This window comes from Clostridium drakei, from assembly GCF_000633595.2.
In the GTDB taxonomy this organism is placed as follows: Bacteria; Bacillota; Clostridia; order Clostridiales; family Clostridiaceae; genus Clostridium_AM; species Clostridium_AM drakei.
Genome location: NZ_JIBU02000034.1, coordinates 32856 through 53704 on the forward strand (window position 1 = coordinate 32856; position 20849 = coordinate 53704).

The following is a 20849-nucleotide window of genomic DNA, read 5'->3' on the forward strand; positions in this document are numbered from 1 at the left end:
CCTCCTAAAATTTATTTCTTTAGCCCTTTTTTCTCTACCCAACCTTCTATGTTCTTTTGTCTAGCTCTTGCAACTGCCAAAGCACCCTCAGGAACTTCTTTTGTTATGGTAGATCCTGCTGCTATATATGAGTTATCTTTTACTGTAACTGGAGAAACTAAATTTGTGTTACAACCTATAAATGCATTATCTCCAATTATAGTTTTATACTTAGCTGTTCCATCGTAGTTAACTACAACAGTTCCACATCCAAAATTACATCCACTGCCAACTTCTGCATCTCCAATATAAGTTAAATGTGAAACCTTCGTATTATCTCCTATAGTAGATTTTTTAATTTCAACAAAATCTCCTATTCTTGCTGATTTACCTATAACAGTTAGCGGTCTTATATATGCAAATGGTCCAACTGTGGTACTCTCACCAACTTTACTCTCTAATATTACGGAGCTTTGAATAGTTACACCTTTTTCTATAATACTATCTTCTATTCTTGAATTTGAATATAATATACATTCTTCTTTTACAATTGTTTTTCCTTGTAAAACATTACCAGGATATATAATTGTATCATTTCCTATTTGCACTTCTTTACCTATGTATGTATTATCAGGATCAATTAAAGTAACTCCATTTTCCATATGTTTTCTATTTATTCGTCTTCGCATAACTTTTTCTGCATCTGCAAGTTGTATTCTAGAGTTAACTCCCATAGTTTCTTCAAACGGCACAGGAAGCGCACCTATCTTTTTTCCTTGATTCTTTAAAATTCCAATTACATCTGTTAAATAGTATTCTCCTTGTGCATTATTATTATTTAACTTTTTAATACTTTCGAGTAATTCTTGTATATCAAAGCAATACATAGCTGAATTTATTTCATTAATTTTAAGTTCTTCTTCATTACAATCTTTATGTTCTACTATCTTAGAAACGTCATTATTTCTTTCTCTTACTATTCTGCCATATCCAGTAGGATCATCTACTATAGATGTTAAAATAGTAGCTTTATAATTTCCACCTTCATGAAAACTAACTAGTTTCTTAACAGTATCTTCTGTAATTAAAGGAGCATCTCCAGTAAATATAGCCACTGTCCCTTTCTTTCCTTCCAAAAATTTCTCAGCACACATTACTGCGTGACCTGTACCTAATTGCTTATCTTGAAAAGAATATATAACATTTTTTGATGAAGTAGCTTCTTTTACCTTATCCGCACCTTTTCCAACTACTACATTTACTTCATTTATTTCTGAATTTCTCATAACATCTATTACTACATTTACCATTTCTGTTCCACATACTTTATGAATAACCTTTGGAAAAGAAGATTTCATCCTTTTTCCTTCTCCAGCTGCTAATATTATAGCACATTTATACATTTTAACACCTCTTTATGGTCATAAAATTACATTTTTCTACTTTATAATTATAAAACATCCTCTAATATTATATTTTATATAAAATTTATTTTCAACCTTATACAGAATTTTTATGTAAAATTTACAATAATAAAAAGGAGTAGTAACTACTCCTTTTTACTATTCTTCTGCTTTTTCGGCAGAAACTGTTTCTTCACTTTTTACTTTTTCGTATTCGTCTAAAATTGATTTTTGTATTTTTTCTCTTGTTTGAGTATTGATTGGATGTGCAATGTCTTTAAATTCTCCATCAGGAGTTTTTCTGCTTGGCATTGCTATAAAAAGCCCATTTTGACCTTCTATAACCTTTATATCGTGAACAACGAATTCATTATCAAAGGTTACTGAAACAATAGCTTTCATTTTACCCTCAGCAGCAATTTTTCTTACTCTAACGTCTGTAATTTGCATATAAAATCCACCTCCAAGATGCTTATTTATATAGTATTCTCTATAACTTATAATTTTCCTTCTTATTTTTTGAAAAATCAATAAATTTTTTCAAATTTCTATTTAAACATTTTAGAAGGAAATAGTAATGCTTCTCCTTTTTCATCACTTCCCTCAAAATCTACTATGGATACGTAATCATGAATTAATTTCTTAGGAGTTTCTACATTATCTATTAATACTCCAATTCCTAAAAGCTCACTCTCAAATTCCTTAAGTAAATCAACTATACCCATAGCAGTTCCTCCAGCCTTCATAAAATCATCTATAAATACACACTTGCTTCCTTTCTTCATTGCTTTTTTGGATAATGACATATTTTGTATTCTACCACTTGAACCTGAAACAAAATTTATACTTAAAGTAGATCCCTCTGTGAGCTTAGTTTCTCTTCTAACCACAACTAACTGAACCCCAAGCATTTTTGCTACCTGGTAGGCTAACGGTATTCCTTTAGTTTCAACTGTAACAACATAGTCTACGCACCTATCATTAAAGGCTGATGCAAGTATTATAGCTGCTGTATGTATTATCTGTGGATTAAACATTATATCTGTTACATACAAGAAATTCCCTGGTATTATTCTTTCTCTATTTTTCAAAATAATACATAGTTTTTCAGCAAATTCCTTACTTTTTTCATAAGATAATCCACATACATATTTTACTCCACCTGCTGCACCAGATATAGTCTCTATTCTACCCATCGAAAGCTTATTTAAGGTATCTTTTACTACTACCAAATCTTCACTTATTGTTGACTTAGCCGCATTAAACATTTCTGTAAAATGATTTAAGTTTATTATCTTGTTTGGATTTTCTATTAGCACTTTAGTTATAGCCGCAACTCTTTGATTCCTACTAAATTTTTCCATCATATCACCTATTATCTATATAAATTTTACGAATATTTTTTAAAAAATATATTCTATTATTCATATTTTATTCTAAAAGCTATACTTAATCAATACTATGCCATTATATTTAGTGATATACAACAGAAAATTTTATTTTATATAAATTATTTATTAATTCCATAAAATAAAATTTACTAACTGTGTTTTTTCTTATTATTTTTGTATATAATTAATAAATAAGGTTAATTATTAAGGAGATGATTATATTGTCATTTGATTTCATAAAAGACAAAGATAAGAAAATATATTTTATAGGTATAGGCGGAATAAGCATGAGCGGATTAGCCGAAATACTTTTAGAAAAGAACTTTAAAGTAGCTGGTTCTGATATAAAAGCTTCCCCAGTAACAAATAAATTAGCAAATAACGGATGTTTAATTAATATAGGACAGGTTAAAGAAAATATATCTGAAGATATAGATCTAGTAGTTTATACTGCTGCTGTTTCTAAAGATAATCCTGAATTACTAAAGGCTAAAGAATTAAATATACCAATAATGAGTCGTGCTGAATTTTTAGGTCACTTAATGAAAGGACATAAATTCAACGTAGCTATAGCTGGAACTCATGGCAAAACTACTACAACTTCTATGGTATCACATATATTTTTAAATGCAGATCTTGACCCTACTATACTTGTAGGTGGTCAATTAGATGCTATAAATGGTAATGTTCGCACTGGCAACAGCGAGTATTTTTTAACTGAAGCTTGCGAATATAAAGGATCTTTTCTTAAATTTTTCCCTTATATAGGGGTAATTTTAAATATAGATGCAGATCACTTAGATTTTTATAAAGATATAGATGACATACAAAATGCATTTATAAAATTTGCCAAACTAATTCCTAGAAACGGCTATCTGATATGTTATGACGAAGATCCAAGGATGAGTAAGGTAATTTCTGAATGTGACTGCAATGTATTAACCTATGGATTGAATAGCGGAAATGTTTTAGCTAAAAATGTAAAATTTGATGAAAAGGGTTGTGCTTCTTTTGATGTTTATGCTGCAAATGAAATGATAACTTCCGTTAACTTAAATGTTCCTGGTAAGCATAACATTCTAAATGCACTAGCAAGCATATGTGTATCATTAAGCCTTGATATCCCAAGAAAATTTATATCTAAAGGATTAGAAAGCTTTAAAGGAACCCACAGAAGATTTGAAATTAAAGGAGTTAAGAATGGAATTACAGTTATAGATGACTATGCACATCATCCAACTGAGATAAAAGCCACCTTAAGTGCTGCAAAAAATTACCCACATAACAAAATTTTTTGTGTATTTCAACCACATACTTATTCAAGAACATTGAGCTTATTTAAAGAGTTTACTGAAGCTTTTAATGATACTGATGAATTAATTTTAGCAGACATATATGCTGCTAGGGAAAAAGATACAGGTGCAGTAAGTTCTTCTATGCTTGCAGATAAAATTAAAGAAACAAAATCTGCATGTTTTAATTTTCACAGCTTTGAAGAAATCGTTTCTTATTTAAATAAAAATGCAAAAAATGGAGATATTATTTTGACTGTTGGTGCTGGAGATGTATTTAAAATAGGCGAAATATACCTTAAATAATTTTTATTATGTGTAAAATCCTTCAACATGGTAATAATACACTTATAACCTGTTGGAGGTGTTTTTATATGAAAAATTTTTTAATATCAGCTTCAGTAGATATTATTTTGATTTTTGCTTCTTATTTTTTGTTTAGGAGTCTAATAAGCGGACCTGTAAGACATAGATTATATGAAAAAATTTTTAGTTCATTTGCTAAATTTGTTATATACATCTTTGTCGCAACAGTGGTTTTAACTTCAATTGTTGCTTATATATCCTATAAAACCCGTTTCATATCTTATCTAAATATAATAGCTCCTGCTGCAGTATCAATACTAGTTGGCTTCTTTATGTCTACTGTACCAACGAGAGGTGAAGGAGATAGTAAAAAAAATTTTTAATTTGATCTTAGTTATTAGTCGTATAATGTAAGTAATTGTAGTATTACTTACATTATATGTTATAATATTGCTTAGAATATTATTTATTGAATCTATAAGGAGATGATAATATGAAAGCAAAATATAGCAACTTATTCAAAACCATAGTAAACACTTACTATGATGATACTTTTGAGGAAAAGGTAAAAGAGCTTTTATCAGAAGAGGAGATAGATAAAGAAGAGCTTTGCAAAGTTATTTCTTCACTTTGTGGAACAAGTGTGTCATATAGTGCTGATTTTATTAGCGATTTAAAAAAGGCTATTGTATCTTATGAAATCTCTCATAAAGTAGTTAATAAAATTAAACATTGTTCTATGGATTGTGTGAAAACATCTGAAAAACCTCTCTGTCAAGCTTCATGTCCTTTCAATGCTATTTTTGTTGATAAAGAAAGTAAAAGCACTTACATAGATAAAGATAGATGCACAGATTGTGGTTTTTGTGTAGAAGCCTGTCCTACAGGTGGAATCCTTGACAAAGTGGAATTTATTCCTTTGATAAATTTGTTAAAAAGTGATTCACCTGTTATAGCTGCAGTGGCTCCTGCTATTTCTGGACAATTTGGAGAAAATGTTACTATAAATCAATTACGAGCTGCTTTTAAAAAAATTGGTTTTACAGATATGATAGAAGTTGCTTTTTTCGCTGATATGCTTACATTAAAAGAAGCTGTAGAATTCAACCATCATGTAAAAAATGAAAAAGACTTAATGATAACTTCTTGTTGTTGTCCTATGTGGGTAGGTATGCTTAAACGTGTCTATAGCAGCTTGGTAAAGCACGTTTCTCCTTCTGTTTCACCTATGATCGCTTCTGGTAGAGTCTTAAAGAAGCTAAATTCAAACTGCAAAGTTGTATTCATAGGTCCTTGTATAGCAAAAAAAGCCGAAGCCAAGGAAAAAGACTTATTAGGAGATATAGATTTTGTACTTACCTTTGCCGAAGTAAAGGATATTTTTGAAGCATTAAATATAGATCCTTCAACTATGGAAGAAGATCTATCTTCTGAATATGCATCAAAAGGTGGTAGACTTTATGCGCGTACAGGTGGTGTTTCAATTGCTGTATCAGATGCTACTGAACGATTATTTCCTGAAAAATATAAATTATTTAAATCTGTTCAATCTAATGGCGTAAGAGAATGTAAAGATATGCTCCAAAAAGCTCAATCTGGACAAATAAATGCTAATTTTATAGAAGGTATGGGCTGTATAGGTGGCTGTGTTGGTGGCCCTAAGGCTATTATTCCTAAAGATAAAGGCACAGAACATGTAAATTCTTTTGCTGAAAATTCTGCTATAAAAGTAGCTGTAGACAGTTCTTGTATGAAAGATATACTAAGAAAAATAGGAATTGATTCTGCTGAAGATTTTAAATCTAAAAATAAAATTGAAATATTTGAAAGAAACTTTGATTAATTTAATATTCTATTAAAATATTTGTATCAAAAGGTTAAACTTGTAATAAAATATGAGTTTAACCTTTTTTATTTCATAGTATTTTCATTATGCTGTATGCTATACTAAAATACGAGGTGATTGTATGCTAAAAAATATTAAAGGTGCTATTTTTGATATGGATGGTACACTTATTGATTCTATGTGGGTTTGGAGTAAAATTGACGAGGAATATTTAGCTAAAAGAAATTTAACTGTTCCTAAAAATTTAAAGCAAGATATTGAACATATGGGATTTGCAGAGGTCGCTTGTTATTTCCAAAAAAAGTTTAATATTTCAAACTCTATAGAGGAAATACAAAAAGAATGGAATGATATGGCATTATATCATTATTCTCATGATGTTACTTTAAAACCTGGCGCAAAAGAATTTTTGTCATTATTAAAGTCAAAAAATGTAAAAATAGCTTTAGCTACAAGTAATTGTACTCTTCTTATAGATGCTGCTCTTAAAAAAAATAATATCTATAATTTTTTTGATTGTATAATAACTACAGATGAAGTTCAGCGTGGTAAAGATTTTCCTGATATATACTTATTAGCTGCTCAAAAGTTAAACTTAAAACCTGATCAATGTGTAGTATTTGAAGACATACTACCTGCTGTGAAAGGTGCTAAAAGTGCAGGAATGAAAGTAGTAGGTGTCCATGACCTTTATTCAGAATATCAGAAAAAAGATATAATTAAATCTGCAGATATTTATATTTGTAAATATGATGAATTAAATAAAGTTGTCTAAAATTAAGCGACTGTCACACAAAAAAATTAGTGCGACAGTTTTTTTATAAAAATACTCCCTATATGATCATTTTATCTTTACCAAGAGCTTTTTGCTTATCATCTATCTGAATCTTGCTGATTTGCTTATCAACTTCTTCAATTTGTTTATCAATATCTGCAGTTTTTTGTTTTATAGATAATGAATCTTCACCATTTTTTACTCCTTCTGCCATAATAGCATTTTTACTATCTTGTAACTTTGATTTTTGTTCCATTAGTAGTTCCAAGGCACTTTTCTTTTTTGTTTTTCCAATATCAGCATTACGCTCTTTACTTCTATCACTAGTATTGTATAAATTGGTAACTGATGTGCCCTTTTGTGCTGAAAAACCTATTTGCATAATATCACTCCTTTACTATAAATTTAAACAACAATGATATTTTATTTCACTTATTTATATCATAAAATATTCCATAAATTTTACCAAATTGTATCAAGAAGTCATAAAAATGTAATGAATGGATTTTACTAATAAATATTATGTACAGATTTACTAAACCTTTGAATATAATATTAGTATATAAATTTTGAAAGGAGTATTTTTCATGTTACTTTTACTATTTATACTTCTTGTAGGTGGAGCTTTATTTATGGCATATTATTTCACTAATCAAATATACAATCAGAAAAAACAAATAATATTACTAAAACAACAAAATAATAATTTAACAAAAAAAGCAAAATTGAATAAAGATTCAAACTTAATTGTGCAATATATAACCCCTAATTTTACTGAAGCATTCCTTAACGATAATTGTGAATTATACATTTGTCCAATGGATAATTCAGCAACACTTAACTCATTATCGAAAAATACTAGCGTAAAAATACTATGTAGTGTAAAAATTAAAAATGAATTGTGGTATGAAATTTCTATTGCAAGTAATAGAAATATTAATAATAGAGGCTGGATAAAAGACAGATTTATTAGCATTTCTGTAAACTGACTTGAAGATAAAAATAAGTGAGGAGTATTCCACACACTCCTCACTGCATCTATAAATTTACATAAAATTAACCTATTTACTAATTAATATATCTTAGTTGTCCACTCTTCACAATTCCATATATCAGTAACCACATCTCTATAAAATTCTGGCTCATGACATACTAATAAAATACTTCCTTTATATTCTTTTAGCGCTCTTTTTAATTCTTCCTTTGCATCTACATCCAAATGGTTTGTAGGCTCGTCTAATATTAATATATTAGTTTCTCTGTTTATAATTTTACATAATCTTACCTTTGCTTGTTCTCCACCACTTAAAACCATTATCTTACTTTCTATATGTTTAGTTGTAAGTCCGCATTTAGCTAAAGCTGCTCTAACCTCATATTGACTGAATGAAGGAAAATCCTGCCACAATTCTTCTATACAAGTATTATAATTTGCTTCCTTGCTCTCTTGTTCAAAATATCCTATATACTGATAATCTCCTAACTCAGCTTCTCCTGATATAGACTTTATCTGCCCTAATAAACTTTTTAGCAAAGTACTTTTACCTAATCCATTCGCTCCAACTAAAGCTATCTTATCTCCTCTCTCCATTCTTAAATTTAAAGGTTTTGAAAGAGGTTCCTCATAACCTATTACTAAATCTGTAGTTTCAAATATAACTTTTCCAGAAGCCCTAGCTGCTTTAAAGTTAAATTCAGGTTTTACTTTTTCTTTAGCAATTTCTATTCTATCTATTTTATCTAACTTTTTCTGCCTTGCTCTAGCCATTCCAGTAGTAGCTACCCTTGCTTTATTTCTAGCTACGAAATCTTCAAGTTTTGCTATTTCCTTTTGCTGCCTTTCATAAGCTGCTTCCAATTGTTTTTTATTTGCTTCATATACTCTCATGAAATTATCATAATCTCCTACATATCTTGTAAGCTGCTTATTTTCCATATGATATATTAAATTTATTACACTGTTTAAGAAAGGAATATCATGAGATATAAGAATAAATGCATTCTCATAATTTTGTAAGTATATTTTCAACCATTCTACATGCTGTTCATCCAAGTAATTTGTAGGCTCGTCTAAAAGCAATATATCTGGATTTTCAAGTAGTAATTTTGCAAGTAATACTTTTGTTCTTTGTCCACCACTTAAATCTGATACATCTTTATCAAGACCTACATCTTTAAGTCCAAGTCCTCCTGCTACTTCCTCAACTTTTACATCTATAACATAAAATCCGTTGTTATCAAGTAAGTCCTGAATAGTACCCATTTGATCTAAAAGTTTTTCCAACTCTTCTGATGATGCTTCTCCCATCTTATCCGTTATATCTATCATTTCTTTTTCAAGATCAAAAAGATAGTCAAATGCTTGCTTTAATACATCTCTTATTGTGTGTCCTTTTTGTAATTGTACATGTTGGTCCATATATCCAACTCTAACTCTATTGGACCATTCTATATTTCCCTCATCAGGCATAAGCTTTCCTGTAATTATATTCATAAATGTTGACTTACCTTCTCCATTAGCTCCTATAAGTCCTACATGTTCTCCCTTTAATAATCTAAATGATACATCTTCAAATATGGCTCTATCTCCAAAACCATGACTTAAATTTTTAACAGTTAATATACTCATTTTTCATCTCCTCAAATCTTTCGAATTTAAACATATAGAAATAGTTTAATTTATTCTTGTGTATTATGTCAAAAGATTTTTAGTTACATTTTTGTATATTATTAATTTTTCAGTTGTGGTATACTACATAAGGAACAAAATCAGGGAGGTAAAAAGTTGATGGCTTGTAAGTTTTATTTATATAAAGGTATGGGTAGAAAAGCCGAAAATGGTCACCCATGGATATATACTACAGAAATAGAAGGTTACGAAGGCACCTATGAAAATGGTGATATTGTAGAAGTATACAATTTTAAGGGGAACTTTATAGGTAAAGGTTATATAAATGATGTATCAAAAATCACAATAAGAATTATGACTAGAGACATAAATGAAGAAATAGATAAAGACTTTTTTAGAAAAAAGCTATTCAATGCTTGGATTTATAGAAAAAAAATTATAGACACTTCAAGCTGCAGATTTCTATTTGGAGAAGCTGACTTTGTACCTGGTCTTATAATTGATAAATATAAAGATTATTATGTTATTCAATCTTTAGCTCTTGGAATCGATAAATATAAATCTATTATAGTTGAATTGCTCAAAGAAGATTTTGATGCAAAGGGTGTTTACGAAAGAAGTGACGTAAAAGTTCGTGAACTTGAAGGCATGGAACAAATAAAAGGATTCCTAACAGAACCTTTTGATACTACATTGAAAATTATTGAAAATGGCGTTAAATATTATGTTGATATCGAAAATGGTCAAAAAACAGGTTTCTTTTTAGATCAAAAAGAAAATCGACAGGCTATACATAAAATTTGTAAAGATGCTGATGTTTTAGATTGCTTTACTCATACTGGTTCTTTTGCTCTAAATGCAGGTATTGCTGGTGCTAAAAGTGTCTTAGGAATTGATATATCACAACTTGCTATAGACGATGCATCTAAAAATGCTGCACTTAATAAGTTATCTGACACAGTTAGATTCGAATGTCACAACGCTTTTGATGTTCTTCACCAATGGGCAAATGAAGGAAGACAATATGATGTAGTTATACTTGATCCCCCTGCTTTCACAAAATCAAGATCAACTATAAAAAGCGCTGTTAGAGGATATAAAGAAATTAATTTAAGGGGTATCAAAATGGTAAAATCAGGTGGCTTTTTAGTTACTTGTTCATGTTCTCATTTTATGGCTCCTGAACTTTTTAAAGATACTATTGCAAATGCGGCAAAAGATGCAAGGAGAATGTTAAGACAAGTTGAATTTAGGACTCAAGCCTCAGACCATCCAATACTCTGGAATTCCGACGAATCTTATTATTTAAAATTTTATATATTTCAAGTTGTATAAAAATAAGTTCATACAATAAGTATACAGTAGAAGTTTGGATTTTAACTTTTATTCCGTAATATATGATAAGGGTGTCCTCATGGCTAAATGTGAGGACACCCTTATCATATATCACTGCATAAAAGTTAAAATTCAAACTAGTAACTTCAAATGTACACACTTAATTACATTATTATTCGAATACAGTTTAAAGTTATTTTGCTTAAATGCATTAGCATCATATAATTTTTAAATTGTGAAGCAGCGTTTTTCTTAAACCACAGTTTTTTCCTTATATATTTCATCGTAAACTTTTATAATACCATTTCTATATTCAGGTACAATATCAACTATATCTTTGGTGCAGCAATATTTTAAATCATCTTCTAAATTTAACTCCTTAATTCTTTTATAATGACTTGCATAATGTATAAAACTAGTTACATCCTTATTTTCAGTATAAACATAATGAGCAGTTTTTGCTATATCTGTAAGTTGTATATCTGTTGAGGCTTTTAATAAGCAATCTATAATGTATCCGGAACATATAAAATCATCTATAGAAAACTGACCATAAGTTCCTGCATTCACTATCTGCACGTCAGTATCCAGCTGAAAAAGCTTATTTGCTACAGCTCTAGCATTTATTAACGCACCTATTAGAATTTTTTTAGCACCTATGCTTCCTTTAATTGCTCTTGTCCCATTACTAGTAGTCATAACTAAAATTTTGTTTTTAACTAAGTCTTCTTTATATTCTAAAGGTGAATTAGCACAATCAAAACCCTTTATTTTAAGTGCCTTTCTTTCTCCTCCAAGTATATAGTTATCTCTGTCTTCATTGCTTACTTTTAGAGCTTCTTCTATTGTAAGCACAGGTATCACACTTTTGCATCCATTATTTATTGCAGTTGTTATTACTGATGTAGCTCTTAGCATATCTATAACTACTACAGCTTTTCCCAGTACTTTATCTTTTTTTATATCATCTGCAGAAATTATTAAATCAATTTTCATTTTAAATTCCTCCATTGAAATTTTATCTTCTTTAAATTAATAAAAAATTACCTACACAATTAAACTATATCATGTAGGTAAAAAAATCAATAATTTAATAGTATTGACATCCTTGATATATATTTCTCTCCTCTAATGTTTTATCTATAGCATTTAAAACTTCCCACTTTTTCAAACTCCACATAGGACCTATTAGTAAATTTCTCGGAGCATCACCTGTAAGTCTATGAATAACTATATCAGGTCGTGTAATTGATATAGCAGAACATATTATATCTATATATTCTTCATATTCTAAAAATCTAAGTTCTCTTCTATTATAAAAGTCTACAAGAGGTGTATTCTTCATTAGATGTAAAAGATGGTATTTAACACCCTGTATATCTTGTGAACTTACATAATTTACTGTCTGCAACATATCATTTCTGGTTTCTCCTGGTAGACCAAATATAATATGAGTCACTACATCAATATTTCTTTCCCTTAAATTTTTAACGGCTTCTTCAAAAACCTTAAGCTCATATCCTCTATTTATTTTTTGAGCAGTATCTTCTTTTGAAGTTTGAAGTCCTAGCTCAACCCATGTATAAATCTTCTTATTCAATTCCTGTAAAAGATCTAAAACTTCTTCATCAAGACAGTCAGGTCTTGTTGCTATTGCTAATCCTACTACATTTTCTTCATCCAAAGCCTCATAATACTTTTCTTTTAGTACTTCTATAGGTGCATAAGTATTAGTATAAGCCTGAAAATAAGCTATATACTTTCCATTTTTCCACTTTTTGCTCATAACTTGCTTTATATTTTCAAACTGACTTTTTATTGAAAAATGCCTATCTCCTGCAAAATCTCCAGAGCCTCTTTCGCTGCAAAATGCACATCCTCCAGTACTTATTTTTCCATCTCTATTTGGACAAGAAAACCCCGCATCCAATGATATTTTAAAAACCTTTGAATGAAATTTATTTCTTAAAAAATAATTTAAACTATAATATCTTTTATCTCCCCACTGCATATTTTTTCTCCATAAGTATTTTTTATTTAATTATATCACATTTTTTTAGCTTTAAAATCTTTCAAACTTAGTTGCCATTTGCCCATTACATCTAAAGCTGATTTATCTCCTTCTACTTTTGGTACAACATCAAAATTTAAACTTTCCTTATCATAAGAAGAAAATACTACATCTACTTTATCTAATGGATATTTTTCTTCAAATTTAAAAGGTATAATATCTCCTCCATCTATTTTATAAACTCTTATGCATCTACCTGAAGGTGATTTTGCATACTGTACCGTTATAAACTTTTCTTCTGGTGAAAAATTTATAAATTCCACTTTACAATTCTTTAATATATCTATTGATGTAATTTCTTTTCCTATAGGTTTTTCTCTTCCTATAGCACTAGTACCTTGATTTTGCTTATCACTCCCACCTCCTTTTTGATCTTCATCTTTATTATCTCCACCTTGCACTGCCAAGCTTTCATCCATTTTTATTACACCCACATAAGCATCTTTATCATAACTAGATATTGCTAAACTTTCTCCACTATATCCTAAATTGATAACTCCAAATTTAGTTTTAGGTACTTCTATCTTATCTACATTTCTTTTATCATCTTTGGAAAATACATAACTAGGAAGTCCATCCATATTTATAACTAAATTTGTATTGGCATTATTTTTATTTTTCACTCTTAGCTGTCTATGTTCGCTAAACACTTCCTTTTGAACCACATTATTTGTCTCTTTTATTTTATAATCATTACCTTCCTTAGCTATTCTTATTGAGTACTCATCTAAAGAAGCATAACTACTAGTTAAATCTGATCTTGATACTTTTACTTTAAATAAGCCAGCTTTACCTACCTCATTAGTTTCTGATATATTATAACCTAATATTTTTAAATTTTTATTTTCCTTTGGCGAAGGACTTTTGGAAAGATCTTTAGAATAAAGCTTTTTGCTATTTTCTAAATCATCCTTCATTAGATACTTCATGTATGTATCTGCCACATTTCCTGCTGCTTTTATGTCAAAATTACTACTGCTTTCTGTATTCTCATTTTTTTTACTCTTTGAACATCCAATCAATGTATTTGGAACAACTGAAAATATAATTATTATTAAAATTTTACTAATAATTTTGAAATTTCTTCTTTTCATCTTTTCTCCTCCTTATCTTTTATAAGATACTGATTTATCTTTAGTTTTTCCTGAAAATAAAAATTTAATTTATAAATCATTATTTTAAAAATTTACTTATATACTATTATATCTAGACTCTTTAGCTTGCTTAAATAATATTTATTTTTTATACATTAATCAATTATACAGGAGGATTTAAATAATTTATGAAAAACTTATTTTTAGTATTACAAATAAGTGCTGTTTTTATAGGTACTATTGTTGGTGCTGGTTTAGCTTCCGGGCAAGAAATAACCCAATTTTTTACAGTTTATGGTTACAAAAGCTTTTTAGGCATACTTATATGCTGTATCATTTACATAATAATGGGTTACATAGTTATTCAGCTAAGTTTAAAGTACAAATTAACCTCTTATGATGGGCTTATTTCATTAGTTAGTCCAGGTTTTCTAGGACAAGTTACTAACCTATTTACAACTATATTTCTTATAAGCACCTCTGCTGTAATCTTAGCTGGCAGTGGTTCTCTTCTAAACCAATACTTTAATGTATCAAAATGGGTAGGAATAATTATAATGATATTTATATCAGTAGTTATCCTTTTAAGAGGAACTAAGGGATTAATTGAAATAAATTCTTTTATAGTACCTTCTCTAATTATTGTTATAGTGACTATATTTATTTTATATGTATCATTTTACAAAGACATTAATGTATCTTATTTAAAAAATATTTCTGCTTACAAACACAATTGGCTACTATCTTCTCTTATATATGGAGGTTTTAACATTCTATGCTGTTGTGGAGTACTTGTACCTCTAAGCACCGAAATAAGAAACAAAAAAACTTTAATATTGGGTGTTGCTCTAGGTTCTATAGGGCTCACAATATTATCATTTTTAATTAATGCCTTACTAATTTTAAACATACCATATATTTTCAAATATGAAATACCACTATTGTACATTGCTAATCGTTTTGGAAATATTATTCAAATTATGCTATTAATCATAATTTGGTTGGAAATGTTTTCTACTGAAGTTTCTAATATCTATAGCGTAAGCAAAAACCTTGAAGAATTATTCAATATTTCTTATAAAAAAGCTATAATTTTAATAATTGCTATATCCATACCTATATCTCAAATTGGATTCGTAAAACTTATATCTATTTTATACCCTGCTTTTGCAGTAGTAAGTTTTATATTTACAATTCAATGTTTGATTTTTTACCTGGGAAATAAAAATAAATCTATACATTAGATATACACATAAAACAAAATATAAAGTATAATAGTTTTTATATTAATTACTTTAATTATAGAGGTGTTATAAAATGTTAGAAGTTCTTGAAAGTTGTAAATTATGTCCCAGGAACTGTGGTATAAATAGATTAAAAGGTGAATTAGGATACTGTAATTCAGGAAAAAATATAAAAATTGCAAAAGTATCATTGCATAATTGGGAGGAACCTTGCATATCAGGAAAAAACGGTTCTGGTACTATATTTTTTTCAAACTGCAGTTTAAAATGTGTCTTTTGCCAGAATCACGAAATAAGTTCTGAAAATATAGGTAAAGAAGTATCTATAAAAAGGTTAAGTGAAATATTTTTAGAACAACAAAAAAGAGGAGCTCATAATATAAATCTAGTTACTCCAACACATTATGTTCCTCAAATAATAGAATCTTTAAAAATATCAAAAGCATCAGGTCTTAATATTCCTATTTTATTTAATACTAGTGGATATGAAAATATAGAAACAATAAAATTGCTAGAAGGATATATTGATGTGTATCTTCCTGATATCAAATACTTTAACAACAAATATTCCCAAAAATATTCTAACGCTGAAAACTATTTTGCATATGCTTCAAATGCAGTAAAAGAAATGTTCTCTCAAGTTGGGAACATAAAATTTAACAAGGACGGTTTAATTGAAAAAGGAGTCATCATAAGACATTTAATGCTACCTGGACTTTTATTTGATTCTAAAAAAATTATAGATTATATATATAGTACCTTTGGAGATTCTGTCTATTTAAGCCTAATGAATCAATATGTTCCTATGCATAATGCTTATAAATTTCCTGAAATTAATAAGTCTTTAAACTACAAGCACTATGATAGCATGATAGACTATTGCTTAAGCTTAGGTATAAAAAATGCATTTATTCAAGAGGAAGACACTGCTTCTAAAAGTTTCATTCCAGATTTTGATTTAAACGGCGTGTAAATTTAATGGACAGCTTTATAAAATATAAAAGCTGTCCATCTTATTAATTGTATAGAAATTCATAATTATATATTAAAACAACCACTTTCTAATATGTTTAAGTCTTTTAAATTTTATATTTGCTTAATTCTACTTTAAAATGCTCTGTAATTGTTCTAAACTGCTGAATATTGTATATAAGTTTTTTAATTTCATTAGTATAATTTGCCACATTAGCACTTACTTCTTGAGACGAAGCCGAATTTTCTTCAGCAATAGCAGCCAAAGATTCTATTGTATCATATATAGTTGCTATGGAATCAGTTTCCTTATTAAGGCGATCTATAGTTTCTATCATAGACGATGACACTGTTTGTACCGAAGTAGTAGCTTCATAACTTATATCTCTTACATTTTGCAAGTTTTTAGTTTCTACTTGTAATACATTATACTGAGATCCTATTTTTTCTGCTAAAGTTTTTATTTCTTCTGAAAAACTAACCAAGTTGGAGTTTATTTCTTCAACAGCATTTTTAGATTGTTCTGCCAAATCACCAACTTCCTCTGCTACAACAGCAAAGCCTTTTCCTAATTCTCCAGCACGCGCAGCCTCAATAGAAGCATTTAATGCTAATAAATTAGTTTGTTCAGAAATATCAGATACTATGGAAACTATGTTGGTAATATCCTTTGCTCGTCCCTCAAGTTCAAATCCTTTATCCTTAACTTCTTGAAATTTTTCAAGAGTACTCATTATATTCTTACTTGTTCCATCAATATTTTCATAACTATTATTAATTTTATTCAAAGCTTTTTCTAATTCTAACTTATTACTATTTTCACTAGTTACTATATTTTTCAATCCTTGTATATTATCATTTAATATAGAAACAGCTTTTTCTGTATTAGTTGCTTGATCCACTGAAGAACTTGCTACCTGCTCTACCACATCTGATATTTCATTAGACGCTTGATTCATAGAATCTGATATAACACTTATATTATTCATAAAAGTATTCATCTCATCAGTAACACCTTTGAATCCCACAAAATCTGCACTTATATCCTTTTTATTCTCTTTTAAAAGTTTATAAATATCTTCAAATAGATCATTAGTTTCTATATCTCCTTCTTCTATATAATTATTACTTATAACATTTTTAATATCTTGTTCTATAATTAAAGCTGGCCTCATAAGAAGTGACACAGCTATATATGCTGCTATAGAAGATATAATTGAAATAATAATAGCCTTAAATACATTATCAAGTCCTAGAACTGGTATAGATGTTATTAAAGAAACTATTAATGTAAATACTGCTGTTTTTGATTCTAAACTTTTCATGACTCCGAGAGAAAGTATTTTATTAAACTTATATACTTTTTTAAAGTATATATCTTTCTCAAAGGTAAACTTGAATTTTACATAATTATTACTCTTTTCAAGCTCATCTACTTTAACTTTTTCATTAAAAAATTTAGCACTACCTTCTATCATTCCTTTAAGATAGTCAAACATGCCTCTTTCTGATTTATATTCAAATATAGCCTCTCTTTGTGATATTGGTTTTATTGATAATAGAGGAGGTTTAGCACCTGGTAATCTTTTTGTCATAACCACATGTACATCAAACATAGATTTCAAAAATGAATATAAATTTTCATGCTGAAAAAATGCTGGAAAATCCTTATAAAAAGCGTTTATATTATCTAACCCTATTTCACGCCATAAATGCTTAACATCTATATTATTGCTTTTAGCTATATCAGCAATAACTTCTTTAACTTTTGTATCCTCTACATTTTCTGCTGGCAAAAAAATTTTTGACGCTCTCCACCCTACATGCTCCATGGCTTTATTCACACTATCATCGCCATATAATTTTCTGCAAGTTTTCATCCATGTAGCTATTACTGTTCCTTTCATTTTTAATCCTCCTTCTTGTATTCACCAAAGTTTCATATTACATTACTAATGAAAAGCTAATTTTCAAATAAATTTATCACTTCAACAAGATTATAAATATTATACAACATCAGTATTGTTTTTACAAAGGCTATTAATTAAAAACTGCACTGCATTTTCTAATGCAGTGCAGTTTTCTAAAGCCTTATTTCAACACTATCCAACTTAGCTATTATATTAATTTCCTTTATTTCTGCAGTTTCACTTCTAAAACTACCTTTATTACTAATAAGTAGAACTTTATTATTATCTAATCTTTTTATTTGCCTTATTACTCTTTTACTTCCATGTTCTACTAAACATATACTATTGTTTTCAACTTCATGTGTAGTATGAGCAAAAGCTAAGTCTCCTTTGGATATTCTAAATCCTAACATATCATCATCTTCTATTTGCACATAGAATACCTTATCCTGAGAATATCCCTCTACTTTATTATTTATTAAAGGTAATTGTTTAAATGATATGGCTTTTTGTAAATCATACCTATAAATAGGTATGTTTTTCAACACTGATCCAAATGCCTCATTCCAAACATCTTTTACGGCTTCTTTCTTAGGTGTTACAGGATATTTTTTATCTTTTTCTTCTTGAAATACCTGTTCCTCAAAAGACATAGTAATATCATTTATATCTTTTCCTAATACTTTAGAAATTCTATCTATTAAATTTTGATTTATAATTTTTCTACCATTCTCAACTTCATTAATAAAGCTCTCATTTACACCTAACTTTTTGCCTAATTGTTTTTGGCTCATTCCAATACTATCTCTTATATTCTTTATTTTTTCGCCCACTCTACTCATACTATAACCCCGCTTTTATGTATTATATTTTTCACGATTTTACATACTTATTATATTAATGTTATAATACTACTTAAAGTTTTTCTGGTTCTGGATATTCTTCTCCATAAGTTTCTACAGTCATTTCCTCAATGACTTGATCCTCATAAGGTTTATCCCTAAAATCTCTTTTGCTATTTACTATTTCTTGAGCTACATCCATACCCTCTGTAACCTTTCCAAATGCAGCATATTGGCCATCTAAATGAGGTGCATTTTCTGTCATTAGGAAAAATTGGCTTCCTGCTGAATCAGGCTGCATTGTTCTAGCCATAGATAGCACTCCAGTGATATGTTTTAAATTATTTTTAAATCCATTATTTGCAAATTCGCCTTTTATAGAATATCCTGGACCTCCTGTTCCATCTCCTAATGGACATCCTCCTTGTATCATAAATCCTGGAATAACTCTATGAAATACTATTCCATTGTAAAAACCTTTCTTTATAAGACTTATAAAATTATTTACAGTATTAGGTGCAATTTCGGGATATAATTCAGCTTTAATTATTCCCCCATTTTTCATTTTAATCGTAACTGATGGATTCATATTTAGCAATCTCCCTTCGATTTTCATATATCATCTATTTGAATTATATCATAATACATAAATATTATTCACATAAAAAACTTTATTTAAAAACTATTAATATTAACTATCATTAATATTACATTATCTACTCACATTCCAATAGTTTATAACTTAACTTTATAATTTCATCACTATCTAATGAATTATACACAATTACCTTTCCACCTTCCTTTTTTTCACTTGTCAAATTGTTTTTTATGAGTTCTCTTTTCAATTGTTTTACAGTTCCTAAGCTTCCATCTATAATTGGAACTTCATTATTAAGTAACTTAGATAAAATCTTTTTTATAAAAGGATAATGGGTACATCCAAGAACTATAGCTGCTATTCCTTCTTCTTTTAATGGTTCTATTTTATCTCTTAGATATTTCTCTACATTTTCTCCTTCCACCATGCCTTGTTCTATTAATTCTACAAGACCAGGACATGGCATAGGATACATTTGTACCTGATTTTTATATCTGTTCATTAAATTATTAAATTTTCTCTCAGCCAAAGTCATAGGTGTCGCCATTACAACTATTTGTCCTTTTCTTCTCAATTCCACAGCCGGCTTTAATGCTGGCTCTATACCTATTACAGGCATTACACTACTATATTTCTTTCTTAAATCTATTATAGCGGCACTGGTTGCTGTATTACAAGCAATTACTACTGCCTTAATATTTTTACTTATTAAAAATTCTACAGCTTCAAAGGTTAATCTACTAGCTTCCTCTACAGTTTTTATACCATATGGTGCATTATTAGAATCTCCAAAATAAACAAAATCTTCTCCTGGTAAAAGTTTTACTGCTTCTTTTAATACACTAATTCCTCCAACTCCAGAATCAAAAAAACCTATTGGTCTACATTCCACTTTCACTCTACCACCTTCATTATAGTTAGTTAATATATATGCTTAATATTATATAATATAGAATTAAACTATACAAATTATGAAAGTTCATTGCATAAATATACATTGCATTTAATATTTTCGCAATAATTTAGTATAAAATTGATTTTTTTTAAAAAATACTGTAATATTTTTTACAGAATAAAAATTTTTAATTAATAAGTGAAGTTTTTTTTTAATAAACTTTCATTTTTCCTATTGACATCTGGTCATATTAATTATAAAATCTTG

The 20849-nt window shown here is 28.6% G+C and carries 20 protein-coding genes; 8 read left to right on the plus strand and 12 right to left on the minus strand.

What is annotated here, in order from left to right:
* Window positions 1-11: 11 nt before the first annotated feature.
* The 3 genes from glmU to purR form a co-directional block, all read right to left on the minus strand.
* The gene (gene glmU / locus EG57_RS0217200; RefSeq protein WP_032078389.1) at window positions 12-1382 is read right to left on the minus strand and encodes a bifunctional UDP-N-acetylglucosamine diphosphorylase/glucosamine-1-phosphate N-acetyltransferase GlmU; all 1371 of its coding nucleotides are present in this window, start codon (window positions 1380-1382) and stop codon (window positions 12-14) included.
* Window positions 1383-1541: 159 nt separating this feature from the next.
* The gene (spoVG, locus tag EG57_RS0217205) at window positions 1542-1832 is read right to left on the minus strand and encodes a septation regulator SpoVG (protein ID WP_032078390.1); all 291 of its coding nucleotides are present in this window, start codon (window positions 1830-1832) and stop codon (window positions 1542-1544) included.
* A gap of 98 nt (window positions 1833-1930) precedes the next feature.
* Complete coding sequence (purR, locus tag EG57_RS0217210; RefSeq protein ID WP_032078391.1) at window positions 1931-2746, minus strand: pur operon repressor; 816 nt, start codon at window positions 2744-2746, stop codon at window positions 1931-1933.
* A gap of 248 nt (window positions 2747-2994) precedes the next feature.
* Between purR and murC the strand changes: the two genes are divergently transcribed.
* The 4 genes from murC to EG57_RS0217230 all read left to right on the plus strand — a co-directional run bounded on the left by murC (window position 2995) and on the right by EG57_RS0217230 (window position 6992).
* A complete protein-coding gene (gene murC, locus EG57_RS0217215) occupies window positions 2995-4371 on the plus strand; it encodes a UDP-N-acetylmuramate--L-alanine ligase (RefSeq protein WP_032078392.1) in 1377 nt (458 codons plus the stop codon).
* Window positions 4372-4439: 68 nt separating this feature from the next.
* Window positions 4440-4754 (plus strand): hypothetical protein, encoded by a 315-nt coding sequence (locus EG57_RS0217220; RefSeq protein WP_032078393.1) that lies wholly within the window; start codon window positions 4440-4442, stop codon window positions 4752-4754.
* Between the two features lie 110 nt (window positions 4755-4864).
* Window positions 4865-6214, plus strand: a complete 1350-nt coding sequence (locus EG57_RS0217225) for a [Fe-Fe] hydrogenase large subunit C-terminal domain-containing protein (RefSeq protein ID WP_032078394.1) — start codon at window positions 4865-4867, stop codon at window positions 6212-6214.
* Window positions 6215-6338: 124 nt separating this feature from the next.
* Window positions 6339-6992 (plus strand): HAD family hydrolase, encoded by a 654-nt coding sequence (locus tag EG57_RS0217230; RefSeq protein ID WP_032078395.1) that lies wholly within the window; start codon window positions 6339-6341, stop codon window positions 6990-6992.
* Between the two features lie 58 nt (window positions 6993-7050).
* On the opposite strand, the gene EG57_RS0217235 is transcribed toward EG57_RS0217230, so the two are convergent.
* Window positions 7051-7374, minus strand: a complete 324-nt coding sequence (locus EG57_RS0217235; RefSeq protein ID WP_052037990.1) for a hypothetical protein — start codon at window positions 7372-7374, stop codon at window positions 7051-7053.
* Window positions 7375-7579: 205 nt separating this feature from the next.
* Between EG57_RS0217235 and EG57_RS0217240 the strand changes: the two genes are divergently transcribed.
* The gene (locus EG57_RS0217240; RefSeq protein WP_032078396.1) at window positions 7580-7981 is read left to right on the plus strand and encodes a hypothetical protein; all 402 of its coding nucleotides are present in this window, start codon (window positions 7580-7582) and stop codon (window positions 7979-7981) included.
* Between the two features lie 83 nt (window positions 7982-8064).
* Here EG57_RS0217240 and abc-f read toward each other — a convergent pair whose 3' ends face one another.
* Window positions 8065-9621: a ribosomal protection-like ABC-F family protein gene (gene abc-f, locus EG57_RS0217245; protein WP_032078397.1), complete on the minus strand. Its 1557-nt coding sequence runs from the start codon at window positions 9619-9621 to the stop codon at window positions 8065-8067.
* 159 nt (window positions 9622-9780) lie between these two features.
* On the opposite strand from abc-f, the gene EG57_RS0217250 reads away from it, so the two are divergent.
* The gene (locus EG57_RS0217250; RefSeq protein ID WP_032078398.1) at window positions 9781-10956 is read left to right on the plus strand and encodes a class I SAM-dependent rRNA methyltransferase; all 1176 of its coding nucleotides are present in this window, start codon (window positions 9781-9783) and stop codon (window positions 10954-10956) included.
* 252 nt (window positions 10957-11208) lie between these two features.
* On the opposite strand, the gene EG57_RS0217255 is transcribed toward EG57_RS0217250, so the two are convergent.
* From EG57_RS0217255 to EG57_RS0217265, 3 genes are all read right to left on the minus strand, one after another.
* Window positions 11209-11952, minus strand: coding sequence for a 2-phosphosulfolactate phosphatase family protein (locus EG57_RS0217255; protein WP_032078399.1), 744 nt, complete (start codon window positions 11950-11952; stop codon window positions 11209-11211).
* 94 nt (window positions 11953-12046) lie between these two features.
* Window positions 12047-12967 carry a tRNA modification radical SAM protein MnmL/YtqA gene (gene mnmL / locus EG57_RS0217260; RefSeq protein ID WP_032078400.1) on the minus strand — a complete coding sequence of 307 codons (921 nt, stop codon included), beginning with the start codon at window positions 12965-12967 and terminating at the stop codon, window positions 12047-12049.
* Window positions 12968-13002: 35 nt separating this feature from the next.
* Window positions 13003-14121 carry a hypothetical protein gene (locus tag EG57_RS0217265; RefSeq protein ID WP_032078401.1) on the minus strand — a complete coding sequence of 373 codons (1119 nt, stop codon included), beginning with the start codon at window positions 14119-14121 and terminating at the stop codon, window positions 13003-13005.
* Window positions 14122-14309: 188 nt separating this feature from the next.
* On the opposite strand from EG57_RS0217265, the gene EG57_RS0217270 reads away from it, so the two are divergent.
* Window positions 14310-15365, plus strand: coding sequence for a YkvI family membrane protein (locus tag EG57_RS0217270; protein WP_032078402.1), 1056 nt, complete (start codon window positions 14310-14312; stop codon window positions 15363-15365).
* Between the two features lie 73 nt (window positions 15366-15438).
* A complete protein-coding gene (locus tag EG57_RS0217275) occupies window positions 15439-16338 on the plus strand; it encodes a radical SAM protein (RefSeq protein ID WP_032078403.1) in 900 nt (299 codons plus the stop codon).
* A gap of 106 nt (window positions 16339-16444) precedes the next feature.
* On the opposite strand, the gene EG57_RS0217280 is transcribed toward EG57_RS0217275, so the two are convergent.
* The 4 genes from EG57_RS0217280 to murI form a co-directional block, all read right to left on the minus strand.
* On the minus strand, window positions 16445-18244 hold the full coding sequence (locus tag EG57_RS0217280; RefSeq protein WP_032078404.1) for a heme NO-binding domain-containing protein: 1800 nt from the start codon (window positions 18242-18244) through the stop codon (window positions 16445-16447).
* Between the two features lie 176 nt (window positions 18245-18420).
* Window positions 18421-19089 carry a helix-turn-helix transcriptional regulator gene (locus tag EG57_RS0217285; protein WP_032078405.1) on the minus strand — a complete coding sequence of 223 codons (669 nt, stop codon included), beginning with the start codon at window positions 19087-19089 and terminating at the stop codon, window positions 18421-18423.
* Window positions 19090-19162: 73 nt separating this feature from the next.
* Entirely contained in the window at window positions 19163-19678 is a 516-nt protein-coding gene (locus EG57_RS0217290; protein WP_032078406.1) for a peptidylprolyl isomerase, read from the minus strand.
* A 127-nt stretch (window positions 19679-19805) separates the two neighbouring features.
* Complete coding sequence (gene murI / locus EG57_RS0217295; RefSeq protein WP_032078407.1) at window positions 19806-20585, minus strand: glutamate racemase; 780 nt, start codon at window positions 20583-20585, stop codon at window positions 19806-19808.
* Window positions 20586-20849: the final 264 nt, after the last annotated feature.

Coding starts and splice junctions, on each gene's coding strand:
- EG57_RS0217270 (WP_032078402.1), top strand. CDS start 14,310: ATGAAAAACTTATTTTTAGTATTACAAATAAGTGCTGTTTTTATAGGT.
- EG57_RS0217220 (WP_032078393.1), top strand. CDS start 4,440: ATGAAAAATTTTTTAATATCAGCTTCAGTAGATATTATTTTGATTTTT.
- EG57_RS0217240 (WP_032078396.1), top strand. CDS start 7,580: ATGTTACTTTTACTATTTATACTTCTTGTAGGTGGAGCTTTATTTATG.
- EG57_RS0217285 (WP_032078405.1), bottom strand. CDS start 19,089: ATGAGTAGAGTGGGCGAAAAAATAAAGAATATAAGAGATAGTATTGGA.
- glmU (WP_032078389.1), bottom strand. CDS start 1,382: ATGTATAAATGTGCTATAATATTAGCAGCTGGAGAAGGAAAAAGGATG.
- EG57_RS0217265 (WP_032078401.1), bottom strand. CDS start 14,121: ATGAAAAGAAGAAATTTCAAAATTATTAGTAAAATTTTAATAATAATT.
- spoVG (WP_032078390.1), bottom strand. CDS start 1,832: ATGCAAATTACAGACGTTAGAGTAAGAAAAATTGCTGCTGAGGGTAAA.
- mnmL (WP_032078400.1), bottom strand. CDS start 12,967: ATGCAGTGGGGAGATAAAAGATATTATAGTTTAAATTATTTTTTAAGA.
- EG57_RS0217290 (WP_032078406.1), bottom strand. CDS start 19,678: ATGAATCCATCAGTTACGATTAAAATGAAAAATGGGGGAATAATTAAA.
- EG57_RS0217250 (WP_032078398.1), top strand. CDS start 9,781: ATGGCTTGTAAGTTTTATTTATATAAAGGTATGGGTAGAAAAGCCGAA.
- purR (WP_032078391.1), bottom strand. CDS start 2,746: ATGGAAAAATTTAGTAGGAATCAAAGAGTTGCGGCTATAACTAAAGTG.
- abc-f (WP_032078397.1), bottom strand. CDS start 9,621: ATGAGTATATTAACTGTTAAAAATTTAAGTCATGGTTTTGGAGATAGA.
- EG57_RS0217235 (WP_052037990.1), bottom strand. CDS start 7,374: ATGCAAATAGGTTTTTCAGCACAAAAGGGCACATCAGTTACCAATTTA.
- EG57_RS0217280 (WP_032078404.1), bottom strand. CDS start 18,244: ATGAAAGGAACAGTAATAGCTACATGGATGAAAACTTGCAGAAAATTA.
- EG57_RS0217225 (WP_032078394.1), top strand. CDS start 4,865: ATGAAAGCAAAATATAGCAACTTATTCAAAACCATAGTAAACACTTAC.
- EG57_RS0217230 (WP_032078395.1), top strand. CDS start 6,339: ATGCTAAAAAATATTAAAGGTGCTATTTTTGATATGGATGGTACACTT.
- EG57_RS0217275 (WP_032078403.1), top strand. CDS start 15,439: ATGTTAGAAGTTCTTGAAAGTTGTAAATTATGTCCCAGGAACTGTGGT.
- EG57_RS0217255 (WP_032078399.1), bottom strand. CDS start 11,952: ATGAAAATTGATTTAATAATTTCTGCAGATGATATAAAAAAAGATAAA.